The sequence below is a fragment of the Sphingomonas panacisoli genome (assembly GCF_007859635.1).
In the GTDB taxonomy this organism is placed as follows: domain Bacteria; phylum Pseudomonadota; class Alphaproteobacteria; order Sphingomonadales; family Sphingomonadaceae; genus Sphingomonas; species Sphingomonas panacisoli.
Window position 1 is genome coordinate 476,852 of the sequence record NZ_CP042306.1, and the last position, 11,577, is coordinate 488,428.

Below are 11,577 nucleotides of genomic sequence, written 5' to 3' on the forward strand. Positions count from 1 at the left end.
CGACGGAGGTGGCACATGGCAGGCGAAGAGAATAACCGCGGCGCGTTCCGGATCCAGGAATTCTATTGCACGAAGAACGGCGCGCCGATCTACGCACGGCTGTGCGCGGCGATCGCGGAAGGGCTGACGCGCGAGAGCAGGATCGGGGCGCGGGTGCTCGACTGGCCGGGCGAGCCGACACGCGATGCTTTACCGTTGCGGTTCATCGGCGGGCTGCATGCGCTGGTACGGGCGGGCAGGGATGCCGGGCTCGCCGCGATCTTCGCCGGCGAGACGACCGATCCCGCGACGGTGGCCACCGATCTCAACCGCGCGCTGGTGGCGCATGACGACGATCTGCTGCCGTGGCTCGACGGCCCGCCGCAGACCAACGAGCCGGGGCGGTCGGGGTCGTTGATGACCGGGCTGCTGGAGGTCGCGCGGCGGTTCGGGCCGAAGATCGAATTGCTCGAGATCGGGTCGAGTGCGGGGCTGAACCTGCTGATCGACCGCTACGCCTTCGACCTGGGCGGCACCCGGGTCGGCCCGACGGATTCGACCGTGACGCTCACGCCGGAGTGGAAGGGGCCGGCGCCCGAGCCGGCACCCGTCGATATCGTGTCCGTGCGCGGCTGCGATATCCAGCCGCTCGACGCGACCGATCCGGTCGTCGCGACGCGGCTGCTCGCGTATGTCTGGCCCGAAATGCCGGTGCGGTTCGGGCGGATGGAGCGGGCGATCGCGATGCAGCGCGAAAAGCCGGTCGATCTGGTCCAGGCCGACGCCGCCGACTGGGTCGAGGCGCGGCTGGCCGAACCGCAGGCGGCGGGCGTGACGCGGGTGCTGATGCATTCGGTGGTGTGGCAATATCTGCCCGAAGCGAGCGCCGACCGCGTCCGTGCCGCGATGAAGGCGGCGGGTGCACAGGCTACCGCAGAACGTCCGCTCGCCTGGGTCATGGTCGAACCCAACCGTGCCTTCGCCGAGCATGTGATCCGCGTGCGGAGTAGGCCCGGCGATGGCGAGTGGCAGATCCTGGCGACGGCGCACGCGCACGGGGCGTGGATCAAATATGGCGAGGCGGCGGATGCGGATCGCGTGCGGATCGACCTGCCCGAAGCGGCGAAGGTCGATGTAAGCTAGGCGCCCTGCGCCTCCAGCCAGTCCCGCATCGCCTTGGTCACCGTGTCCGGCGCTTCCCACGGCGCGAAGTGGCCGACGCCTTCGAGGCGATCGATCGTCAGATCAGGCACGAGCGGATCGAGTCCTTCCAGCTGGCTCGGCAGCAACGCCTTGTCGTCCAGCCCCCAGATCACGAGCGTCGGCATCTTCAGCGCCGGGAACGGGCCGTCGAGGAATGCCGGCCGCTCCGGCGTCGCGTCCATCGCGGGTACGTTGACCGCGCTCGCGCGATACCAGTTGAGCATCGCGGTCATCGCGCCGGGCTGGCCCCATTGCTCGAGATAGGTCGGCTTTTCATCCATCACCTTGGCGAAGTCGGTGTGGCGCATGAAGCTGCCGTCGAAGAACTGCGACAGGCCGATACCGTCGATATATTTCTCGAAATCCGGGTTGCGGAACGCCGTGATGTACTGGCTCGCCTCGCGCTGCGCCATGTCGTCGAACAAGGTCTTCTGGAAGACGAAGGGGTGCGGCGCGTTGACGATGATCAGGCGTGCGACGCGATCGGGATGGTTGAGCGCCGCCATCCACGCGATCGCCCCGCCCCAATCGTGGCCGACCAAAGTGAAACGGTCGATGTCGAACCGATCGGCGAGCGCGATCAGGTCGGCGACGGGCTTGTCGGGAGTATAGTTTTCGACCCCCAGCGGCTTGGACGATTTCGCGAACCCGCGCTGGTCGGGGGCGAGGACGAAATGGTCCTTGGCGAGATCGCCGATCTGATGCCGCCAGGTGCGATGCGATTCGGGAAAGCCGTGGAGCAGGATGATCGCCGGGTTGGTCGGATCGCCCGCGACCGCGACATCAAGGCTGACGCCCGTCGCGAGGTCCACTCGCTGCAGGTCGAAATCGCTCATATTCCCCTCCCGAGCCGGCCTAAGTTGACACCAGGGTGACACTAGCGCGCATTTTTTCTCGCCACCGCTTCCCCGCCATATCCGCCCGAGGATCGATTGCGCGCGCGGAGACGGTGTCGGACGCAATCCTACATTGCAAGCGGTGATTGCGTGGCCGATAGCCGACTCATGGCCCGCGCCGACCAGACCGAAATCCGCATGCGGATCGTGATCGACAATCCGGTGCCGGGCGTACTCCACAGCCTCCAGACCGGCGACACCGGCGTGCTCGACCCGAAGCGGTCGAAGGCGGGGGAGCCATTGACCTTCGACTTCCCGGTGCGGATCGCGCCCGGCCCGAAGTTCTTCGGCGACCAGATACGCCGCGAAGGCCCGACGCGCCGCTTCGTCTATATCCGCATCGGCCAGTCGGCGGGGGATCACGCATCGGAATGGTCGCGGCGGATGAAGATCGACATCCACGACACGCCGCAGGCCCTGCTCGACCGCGCGATGGCGGGGAAAGGGGTGGTCGAACTGACGGTCGATGGCACCGGCAAGGACGGGTCGCCGGCGTGTGCGACGGTGAAGGTGACCGGGCGGCGGATCGCCTAGCCAACGGCTAGGGTCGGTCGAGCTTGCGAATATCTCCCAACGTCACTTCGTAAATACTGAGCAGACCGTTTTCGTTCGATCGCAACTCGCGCCCGAGTTGCGCATAATCTGCCGGTCTTTCCCTGATCACGGGTCCCGCAAGGCGATTGCTCGAGAAAAAGAGGCGCCGACCATCCGGCGATAGCCAGGGTGCGGACTCGCCGAAGGCCGTGTTGATCGTTCCGCCCAAATTGACGGGATCGGACCAGCGACCGTCCGGGCGCGCGAACGAGACGAACAGGTCACCCTGGCCCATGCCGCCACGGTCGCGGCTGGCGAAGATCAGGAAGCCGCCGTCGCGCGCGACCACTGGGTTGATATCGTTGCCCTTGCCCGCAAAGCTCAACAGTTCCGGCGCGTCGTAGCCGTTCGCCGACGGCCGGGCGCGATAGATATGGATGCCGGGATGCTCTGCGCGCGACGCTTCGAAATAGAGTGTCCCGTCGGCCAGCACGTTCGCATAGGCTTCGTTGCCGTCGGTGTTGATCGGGGCGGGAAGATGTTGGGGCGCCCCCCAACCATTGCCGCTCCGCTCGACGAACCAGATGTCATAGTCTTTTCGCGGCGTGCCGCTGTTGTCCGCAGGGCGATTGGAAATGAAGTACAGCTTGGTGCCGTCCGCCGAAACGTGCGCGTCGGCGTCCTTCCAGATTCCCGAAAACGACGCGACCCGCGGCTGGGTCCAGCGTCCGTTCACCAAACGGCTTTCGACGATGGTCAGCCGATTATAGCCCGGGTCGCCCTTGGTGAAATACATCGTCTTGCCATCGGGCGTGAACGATGTGTCGTACTCGAAATCCGGCGTGGATATGACGCCCGGCGCCACGAGCCTGGGGACACGCGCTGCCTCGTCCACCGCCGCCGATGTCGTCGACGAGCTTAGCGCGACGACGATCGCGATGCAGGCTGCCCTAATCGTTGCATTCGCCAATACCGATCTCCCGACTCGGCACCATCCGACGACACCATGCATCAACGTTCGGCGATTGCAACGAAACGTACTATATCGCGATGCCGCGTCAGGGGTACGTCGCGGTCTTGGGGATCTCCGGGATCGGGATCCATTCCTTTTCGTCGCCCGGTACCTTGGCGAAGCGGCCCGCTTTCCAATCGGCCTTGGCCTGATCGATCCGGTCCTTGCGCGAACTGACGAAGTTCCACCACACGTAGCGCTCGGTCGCGAACGCCTCGCCGCCGCACAGCATCACGCGACCGCCGGTCGCCGAGCGCAGCGTCATCGCGACGCCAGGTTGCAGGACGTAGAGCGTGTTGAGCGCCATCGGCATGCCGTCGATACTCGCGTCGCCCAGCGCGAGATACACCGCGCGTTCGTCGGCGCCCTTGTCGATCGGGATGCTCGCACCCGGCTCGAGCAGGATGTCGGCATAGATCGTTTCGGCATAGGTCGTGGTCGGGGCCCGCTTGCCCCATAGGTCACCCATGATGATGCGCGCGGTGGCGCCATGGCCGTCGATCACCGGCAGCGCGGCCTTTTCGACATGTTCGAACGCCGGGTCGATCTCCTCCTTGTCCTCGGGCATGCCGAGCCAGGTCTGGATGCCCGACAGTTCGGGCCCGTGCGCGCGCTCGTCGCCGGGGGAGCGTTCGGAGTGCGCGATGCCGTGGCCGGCGGTCATCAGATTGACCGCGCCGGGCTCGATCCGCGCGAAGGTGCCGAGCGAATCGCGATGGTCGATCGCGCCGGCGAACAGATAGGTGACGGTCGACAGGTTGATGTGCGGATGCGGGCGCACGTCGATGCCGGTGCCGACATCGAGATGCGCCGGGCCCATCTGGTCGAAGAAGATGAACGGGCCGACCATCTGGTGCGGCTTGGACGGCAGGGTGCGGTGGACCTTGAACCCGCCAAGGTCGTGCGTGGTCGGGGTGATCGTGCGCAGGATCAGGTCGTCGTTGGTCATAATACCTCCGCAAGCATCTGGGGCAGGTCTTCGGGGAAATATTGCTCGCCGAGCGCCGCGAGGTCGGCCGGGGCGACCCAGCGCCACTGCTGCATCACGCGCTGTTCGAGTTCGGTGTGCGCCCCGGTGTCGATCTCGCGGGCGTCGGTCCGGACCAGGAAATAGCGTTCGTCGGCGGTGACCTCGACGCCTTCGATGGTCAGGAAATCGACCTTACGGCGGAAGATTTCGGGTCCGGGATCGGCGATGATGCCGGTTTCCTCATAGAGTTCGCGGCGGGCGGCCGCTTCGTAGCTCTCGCCCGGATCGACCGCGCCGCCGACCGTGCACCAGAAGGGCGGGCGGCCATCCTCCGGCGTGAAGCGAAACATCAGGATGCGGCCGTCGCCATCGACCAGCAGGATGCGTGCGGCGGGGCGAGGAGTGCGGGACATGGGAGGGAGATAGCGCGGTCCGGCTTCTCGCGCATCCATTGCAAATGGAAATCTTGGGTTTCCGCCACCACCGTCATGCCGGGCTTGTCCCGGCATCCGCCGAGCCTCGGGCGATATCGGTTGGGGTTGGGCGGACCCCGGCACAAGGCCGGGGTGACGGCTAATGCTAAGCTTCGTCCAGCTCCGGATAGTGACGAAAGATACCGTCTTCGTTGAACGGAATACGGCGGTCGCTTTTCAGGTACGCCGCGATACCCGGGAGGTCGGCGACCTTGTCGTGCAGTGCGATCAGGGTCGGATAATCGCGCTCGATCGTCGCCATCCGTTTGGGGAAGGCGTAGCGCAGCCCCTCGACGATCTGGAACAGGCTGGTGTCGATCGGCGACCATTGATCGCCGCCCACGAAATCGCCGTCGATCGCCCCGGCCGCGCGGTCGAAATAGCCGAGATATTTGGGCATGCGGTTCTTACGGAATCCCGCCGCATAGCGCGCCGCTTCCGGCTTCTGGTCCTCGTAATAGTCGTCGGCCGACACTGGATGATGCGTGTCGTGGACTTCCTTGACCAGGTCGGTGACGGTCAGTTGCAGCTGGATCGTCCAGAACAGGGTCGGCACATCCTTCGGCGCGAGATCGTGCGCGTCGGCAAGGTAGGTCAGGATATGCCCGACCTGCGCGAGCACCATCGTGTCGACATCGAGATAGGGCGGCGCGAACGGCTCGAACGGTCCGCGCTGTTTCATGTCCTTGATCAGCGCGTCGACACCTTGGTCGCGCGCGCAATCGACGTACGGCACGCCGGCTGCTTCCAAGGTCAACCGGACGAACTCGCCGCGGCCCTGGATGCCGGGCCAATACCAGAGCTTATACGGGTCCATGCGCTTCTCCCGGTGCCCGCGCGCGGATTTCGAGCGCGTGGATGCGGGAGGACAACAAATCGGCGAGCGCGTTGTTCACCATCCGCTGGCGTTCGATGCGGCTCTGTCCGACGAAGCGGTCGCTCGCCACGACGACGACCCAGTGCGTTTCGCCGGTGCCGTCGTCGCCGGCATGCCCGGCGTGCTGGTGGCTGGTGTTGATCACATGCAGCACTTGTGGGGCGAGCGTCGCCTCCAGTCGGGCGTGGATTTCTTCGGCGAGCGGAGGCGTGGAAGTCATGACGGGGCCGCCTATATAAGATGCTTTTGCCGGAGCCAGCCTTCTTGTCGCGTCCCGACCCGAAAGATCGCCCAAATGCCCGCTTCCACGGTCGCGTCGAGGCAGCGGGGCGGCTGTGCGCCGAAGCCGGTTGCGAAGCGCCGGGCGAATTCCGCGCGCCGATGACCGACGGATTCGTATCGGGCCGCGACGGGCCGGGCGAGTATCGCTATCTGTGCCTCGACCATGTCCGCGCGTTCAATTCCAAGTACAACTTCTTCAACGGGATGAGCCCCGACGAAATCCACGACGCGCAACGCCCCTATGCCGGGTGGGAGCGCGAGACGCGCGCCTTCGCGCATTCGGGCGCCGACGTGCCGCCGCGCTGGGCGGATTTCAGCGATCCGCTCGACGCGATCGGCGCGCGGTTCCGCGAGCGGGTGGTGCAGGAGCGGACCGACGGCAAGCCGCTGTCGCAGGCCGATCGCCACGCCTTGCGGGTGCTGGGGCTCGACCACAATGCCGATCGCAAGGGGCTGCGGACGCGCTATTCGGAACTGGTGCGGAAATTCCATCCCGACCGCAACGGCGGCGACCGCAGCATGGAAAAGGCGCTGCAGGAAGTGATCGCCGCGTATCAGCAATTGAAACGCTCGCTAGCGTTTGTGTGAAATCCTCCCCGGCACGGGGAGGGGGACCATCGCGCAGCGATGGTGGAGGGGGCGGGCCTCAAGCGATCCGAGTGAGGAGCACCCCCTCCGTCAGCGCTAAGCGCTGCCACCTCCCCGTCCCGGGGAGGATTGATTTATCTCCCCCACCCCGCAAAGCCGGTGGCGATGAAACGCCGTACCGGACAGGATCGCGCGATCACGCAGAACTGGCGCCCCGCGACGCAAGCGGTGCGCGGTGGCACCGCGCGGTCGGAATTCGGGGAAACCAGCGAAGCGATCTTCCTGACCTCGGGCTATGCCTATGACTGCGCCGAGGACGCCGCCGCGCGGTTCCGCGGCGATCAGCAGGGCATGACCTATTCGCGGCTGCAGAACCCGACCGTGCAGATGCTCGAACAGCGCATCGCGTTGCTGGAAGGCGCGGCGGCGTGCCGGACGATGGCGTCGGGGATGGCCGCGATGACCGCGGCGTTGCTGTGCCAGCTTCAGACCGGCGATCATGTCGTAGCGGGGCGCGCGGCGTTCGGGTCGTGCCGCTGGCTGGTCGATACGCTGCTGCCGAAGTTCGGGATCACCACGACGGTGATCGACGCGCGCGACCCGCAAGCGTTCATCGACGCGACCAGGCCCGAGACCAAGGTCTATTTCTTCGAAACCCCCGCCAACCCGACGATGGATATCGTCGATCTGGCGGCGGTGTGCGGGATCGCGAAGGAACGCGGCATCGTGTCGGTGGTCGACAATGCCTTTGCGACCCCGGTGCTGCAGCGCCCGCTCGAGTTCGGCGCGGACGTCGTCGCCTATTCGGCGACCAAGCTGATGGACGGGCAAGGCCGCGTGCTGGCTGGCGCGGTATGCGGGACGGAGGAGTTCGTCGAAAACACCCTGCTCGCCTTCATCCGCAACACCGGCCCGACGCTGTCGCCGTTCAATGCCTGGGTGGTGATGAAGGGGCTGGAGACGCTCGACCTGCGCGCGCGGCGGCAGAGCGACAGTGCGCTTCAGGTCGGCAAGTTCCTGGAGGGCCGCGTGCAGCGCGTGTTGCATCCCGGCCTGCCGAGCCATCCGCAGCACAACCTCGCGATGGCGCAGATGAATGCGACCGGCCCGATCTTCGCGTTCGAGGTCGACGGCGGGCGTACGCAGGCGCATGGGCTGCTCGACGCGCTCGAACTGATCGATATCTCGAACAATATCGGCGATTCGCGCTCGCTGATGACGCATCCTAGCTCGACCACGCACGCCGGGGTCAGCGAGGAAGTCCGCACCGATATGGGCGTGACCGAGAACATGCTGCGGCTCAACGTCGGGCTGGAGGACCCGCTCGATCTGATCGACGATCTCGACCGGGCGCTGAAGGCGGTCGGCCTGTGAGCGACGCGATGAAGGCGCTGTTCCCCAACGTCGCCGAAACGCGCGGCGTGGTGGTGCGTGTCTCCGTCAGCTTCCTCCCCGAACAGTCGGAGCCGGCGCGCGGGCGCTGGTTCTGGGCCTATCACGTACGCATCGAGAATGCGGGGCCGTCGACCGTCCAGCTGCTGACGCGGCACTGGGTCATCACCGACGGCCGCGGTGCGCGCCACTCTGTCGAGGGCGAGGGCGTGGTCGGCGAACAGCCGGTGATCGCGCCGGGCGGGTCGTTCGATTACGTCTCGGGCTGCCCGCTCGCGACGCCGAGCGGGGCGATGCAGGGCAGCTATCACATGATCGCCGAGGACGGATCGGCGTTCGACGTCGATATTCCGCGGTTTCAGTTGCTCGCGCCGGCGGTGGGAGCGTGAGCGCGACCGTCGCCCCGGCGGAGGCCGGGGCCGCCGCGTTGTCGACTGGGTCGCGTGCCGCCAGCGGCCCCGGCCTTCGCCGGGGCGACGAACGATGAAGCGCACCCACCTCCCTCTCAACGGTCTCCGCGTGCTCGACGCCGCGGCGCGGCATTTGTCGTTCACGCGCGCGGCGGACGAGTTGGCGGTGACTCCCGCCGCCGTGGGTCAGCAGGTCCGTGCACTCGAGGATACGCTCGGCGTCGTGCTGTTTCGCCGCACCACCAAGGGCCTCGAACTGACGCCGGAAGGCGAGGCGGGTCTTGAAGCGCTGCGCCAGGGATTCCTGCAGTTCGAGGAAGCCGTCCGCGCGATGCAGGCCGGCCAGTCGTCAAAGTCGCTGACCATCGCCGCGCCGCGCGACGTGCTGCATTGCTGGTTGATGCCGCGGCTTGCCGAAATTTCGCGGGACGACGGCGAGTTGCGCTTCGTGCTGATCGCCGCCGACGAGGATCTCGACTTCACCCAGGCCAATCTCGACCTCGCCGTCCGCTGGGGCGAGGGGCCGGGCGAGCATGAGGGCGAGGCGCTCGAATCCGACGGCATGGTTACGATCGAGCGGCCTAGCGGCGGTGCCGACACGCGGATTTCGTGGCCGGGCTGCCTCAACGACGACAGCGTGTCGCTGGTCCGCGTCGCCGATGCCGGCCTCGCGATCGACGCCGCGGCGGAAGGGTTGGGTCGCGCGACCGTCCCCGAATTGCTCGCGCGTCGCGATCTCGCGAGTGGCCGCGTCGCCGCGGTCGGCGAGGCCAAACCGTATCGGCTCGGCTATTGGCTGGTCGCGCCGCTCCCGCAATGGCGGCAGAAAAAGGTCAAGGCGCTGGTGGAAGCATTGGGAGCGTGACGCTCCCGATCATGACCACCGACCGGCTGGTGCTCCGGGCGCTTCGCCAGGATGACGCCGATGCGCTCCACCCGATGTATTCGGACGTCGAGGCCAATACCTACGGCTCGCGGCCGGCCAGTGGGTCGATCGAGGAATCGCGCGATCGCGTCGCCAAGGCGCTGGCCGACACCGCGTGGCGCGCCTGGGCAATCACGCTGAAGGGCGACGACACGCCGCTCGGCACCGCGGTGATCGGTACCGTCGCCAGTTACGAGAAGCGCCAGGGCAAGGTGACCGAAATCGGGTACATCCTGTCGCGCGAACATTGGGGCCAGGGCTACGTGACCGAAGCGGTCGCGGCACTGATCGACCTGTTGTTTTCCGAAGGGCAGCGGCGCGTGTTCGCCGATACCGACCCCGACAATGCGCCGTCGATCGCGGTGCTCAAGCGGCTCGGCTTCACGCTGGAGGCGACGCTACGCGCCGAGTGGGAGACGCATATCGGCGTGCGCGACAGCCTGATCTGGGGATTGTTGGAGGACGAATGGAAAACCGCCCGCCCCCGAACCTGAGCGATCCGGCTGAACTCGCCGCCTATCGCCAGGAACTGCGTCAGGTCGTGCGCGGGCTGCGGCTGGGCAGCGTCGGTGTGAAGATCGTAGGGGCGGTACTGGCGTTGCTGCGTGCGAAACTGTGGCCGGCGATTCCGATGCTGGTGCCGCTCGTCGTGATTGCGCTAGGGGTCACGCTGATGATCACCGCGATCGCGTTCCGCACGGCCTATCACGCCCGCCGAATGCGCGGCGATTAGGGCATTCCCGCCGTCAGGATCAGCGCGCGGTTCATCAGTTGTGCGAACAGGCCGGTATCGACCCCGGCGTCCGTGCGGGACCAATCGCCGACCACCGCGAACCAGCGCCCATCCTTGCGCCGCACGAGGTAGTTCAGCGTCAGGACGCCGGGCTCCGATCCGCCCTTGAACCCGACATAGTCGAACCGCGCGCGCGTGACGGCGTCGGTGCCGGGATTGACGGTCAGCAGCGACAGCGCCGTGTCGCCCCCTTGATGCGGAGCCAATCCAGCATGGCCGCGGTCTGCGCGGGGCTGGCGAACCATTCGAGCGTGTCGATCGCGATCGGCTTGCCCGATGCGAACAGCGTGATGTCGAGCGGGGTAGCGGCCAGCCGGGCGGTGCTGGCGTCGAGAAGCTTGCGCCGCTCGGCGGGCGGCGTCTTGGCCCAGGCCGCGGCGATATCGGCATTGGCGCTCGATTTGATCGCGAACATCTGACGCGTCGTCAGCATGGGCGCGAGATCGGGCGCGCCGGTCCGCGCGACGAACGTGTCGAGCTTGCGCGCCTCCAGCGTCACTAGCGTGTCGGTCGCGGTATTGTCGCTGATCGAGATCATCAGCGTCGCCAGCGTCTGGAGCGTCACCGGGCTTCCCGCCGGCCAGCTCTGCAGCATGCCGGAAGGGAGCGACACCGCGCCGACCGGCACGACGTCGGCCCATTTGCGCTCGCCCGCGCCGACTTCGCGCGCCAACTCGCCCAGCACCCACAGCTTGAACGCGGAGCCGAGCGGCGCCGGTTTGTCGGGATTATACCCGGCGGCCAACCGCGGCGCGCCGTCGCCCAGTGCGTAGACGGCGAACGCGCTGTTGCCCGGCAGCGTGCGGAACGCCGTGGCGAGCTTCTCGACGCTGTCGTCGGCGAGTTCGAAGCTGGCGAACAACAGCGCATTGACGCGATGCGGTGCGGTGGGTTCGACCGCCAGCTGGATGTTCGCGATCCCGCGCTCGAACTTGATCCGTGCTGTTCCCGACCAGGGGTTCGCCGCGACGAACGACGCGACCGCCACCGGCTTGCCGAGTTGCGCCGAGAGTTGCGCGACCAGCGCGTCCCACTTCGCCTTGGGGATCGCCGCGGCGAACGATGGCGAAAAGTAGTTGTCGAAGGTGAGGGTGCCGCCGATCAGCCCGAGCAGCCCGTCGACGCGCGACAGTGTCGCCGGATCGGCGGAGGCGGTGACGATCGCGGGTGGCGTCGGCGGCGTGGTCTGCGCGACCGCCGGCGTCGCGGCGAGCAACAGTAATCCGATCAGTCTCCGTATCAC

At 66.9% G+C, this 11,577-nt stretch carries 16 protein-coding genes; 8 read left to right on the forward strand and 8 right to left on the reverse strand.

The window, feature by feature from the left end; translation table 11 throughout:
• Window positions 1–15: 15 nt before the first annotated feature.
• Window positions 16–1,122, forward strand: coding sequence for a DUF2332 domain-containing protein (locus tag FPZ24_RS02325; RefSeq protein WP_146569538.1), 1,107 nt, complete (start codon window positions 16–18; stop codon window positions 1,120–1,122).
• Here the strand turns inward: FPZ24_RS02325 and FPZ24_RS02330 are convergent.
• Window positions 1,119–2,018, reverse strand: coding sequence for an alpha/beta fold hydrolase (locus tag FPZ24_RS02330; RefSeq protein WP_146569539.1), 900 nt, complete (start codon window positions 2,016–2,018; stop codon window positions 1,119–1,121). The genes FPZ24_RS02325 and FPZ24_RS02330 overlap by 4 nt on opposite strands.
• Window positions 2,019–2,186: 168 nt before the next feature.
• Between FPZ24_RS02330 and FPZ24_RS02335 the strand changes: the two genes are divergently transcribed.
• The gene (locus FPZ24_RS02335) at window positions 2,187–2,612 is read left to right on the forward strand and encodes a DUF5990 family protein (protein ID WP_146574090.1); all 426 of its coding nucleotides are present in this window, start codon (window positions 2,187–2,189) and stop codon (window positions 2,610–2,612) included.
• 7 nt (window positions 2,613–2,619) lie between these two features.
• Here FPZ24_RS02335 and FPZ24_RS02340 read toward each other — a convergent pair whose 3' ends face one another.
• The 5 genes from FPZ24_RS02340 to FPZ24_RS02360 all read right to left on the reverse strand — a co-directional run bounded on the left by FPZ24_RS02340 (window position 2,620) and on the right by FPZ24_RS02360 (window position 6,164).
• A complete protein-coding gene (locus FPZ24_RS02340) occupies window positions 2,620–3,582 on the reverse strand; it encodes a TolB family protein (RefSeq protein WP_186728990.1) in 963 nt (320 codons plus the stop codon).
• Window positions 3,583–3,670: 88 nt separating this feature from the next.
• Window positions 3,671–4,573 (reverse strand): pirin family protein, encoded by a 903-nt coding sequence (locus tag FPZ24_RS02345; RefSeq protein ID WP_146569541.1) that lies wholly within the window; start codon window positions 4,571–4,573, stop codon window positions 3,671–3,673.
• A complete protein-coding gene (locus tag FPZ24_RS02350; RefSeq protein ID WP_146569542.1) occupies window positions 4,570–5,007 on the reverse strand; it encodes an NUDIX hydrolase in 438 nt (145 codons plus the stop codon). The genes FPZ24_RS02345 and FPZ24_RS02350 overlap by 4 nt, the downstream gene beginning before the upstream one ends.
• Window positions 5,008–5,173: 166 nt before the next feature.
• Entirely contained in the window at window positions 5,174–5,884 is a 711-nt protein-coding gene (locus FPZ24_RS02355; RefSeq protein ID WP_146569543.1) for a glutathione S-transferase, read from the reverse strand.
• Entirely contained in the window at window positions 5,871–6,164 is a 294-nt protein-coding gene (locus FPZ24_RS02360) for a BolA family protein (RefSeq protein WP_146569544.1), read from the reverse strand. Before FPZ24_RS02360 ends, FPZ24_RS02355 begins: the two co-directional genes overlap by 14 nt.
• 113 nt (window positions 6,165–6,277) lie before the next feature.
• On the opposite strand from FPZ24_RS02360, the gene FPZ24_RS02365 reads away from it, so the two are divergent.
• From FPZ24_RS02365 to FPZ24_RS02390, 6 genes are all read left to right on the forward strand, one after another.
• Complete coding sequence (locus tag FPZ24_RS02365; protein WP_240047675.1) at window positions 6,278–6,814, forward strand: J domain-containing protein; 537 nt, start codon at window positions 6,278–6,280, stop codon at window positions 6,812–6,814.
• A gap of 165 nt (window positions 6,815–6,979) precedes the next feature.
• On the forward strand, window positions 6,980–8,188 hold the full coding sequence (locus FPZ24_RS02370; RefSeq protein WP_146569546.1) for a trans-sulfuration enzyme family protein: 1,209 nt from the start codon (window positions 6,980–6,982) through the stop codon (window positions 8,186–8,188).
• A gap of 8 nt (window positions 8,189–8,196) precedes the next feature.
• Window positions 8,197–8,595, forward strand: coding sequence for a Co2+/Mg2+ efflux protein ApaG (gene apaG, locus FPZ24_RS02375; RefSeq protein ID WP_146574092.1), 399 nt, complete (start codon window positions 8,197–8,199; stop codon window positions 8,593–8,595).
• Window positions 8,596–8,689: 94 nt separating this feature from the next.
• Entirely contained in the window at window positions 8,690–9,481 is a 792-nt protein-coding gene (locus tag FPZ24_RS02380; RefSeq protein WP_146569547.1) for a LysR family transcriptional regulator, read from the forward strand.
• On the forward strand, window positions 9,478–10,035 hold the full coding sequence (locus tag FPZ24_RS02385) for a GNAT family N-acetyltransferase (RefSeq protein WP_338061667.1): 558 nt from the start codon (window positions 9,478–9,480) through the stop codon (window positions 10,033–10,035). Before FPZ24_RS02380 ends, FPZ24_RS02385 begins: the two co-directional genes overlap by 4 nt.
• The gene (locus tag FPZ24_RS02390; protein WP_146569548.1) at window positions 10,008–10,274 is read left to right on the forward strand and encodes a hypothetical protein; all 267 of its coding nucleotides are present in this window, start codon (window positions 10,008–10,010) and stop codon (window positions 10,272–10,274) included. Before FPZ24_RS02385 ends, FPZ24_RS02390 begins: the two co-directional genes overlap by 28 nt.
• Here FPZ24_RS02390 and FPZ24_RS02395 read toward each other — a convergent pair.
• Together FPZ24_RS02395 and FPZ24_RS02400 are read right to left on the reverse strand one after the other, a co-directional pair.
• Complete coding sequence (locus FPZ24_RS02395; protein WP_146569549.1) at window positions 10,271–10,540, reverse strand: hypothetical protein; 270 nt, start codon at window positions 10,538–10,540, stop codon at window positions 10,271–10,273. The genes FPZ24_RS02390 and FPZ24_RS02395 overlap by 4 nt on opposite strands.
• The gene (locus tag FPZ24_RS02400) at window positions 10,498–11,577 is read right to left on the reverse strand and encodes a serine hydrolase (RefSeq protein WP_146569550.1); all 1,080 of its coding nucleotides are present in this window, start codon (window positions 11,575–11,577) and stop codon (window positions 10,498–10,500) included. Before FPZ24_RS02400 ends, FPZ24_RS02395 begins: the two co-directional genes overlap by 43 nt.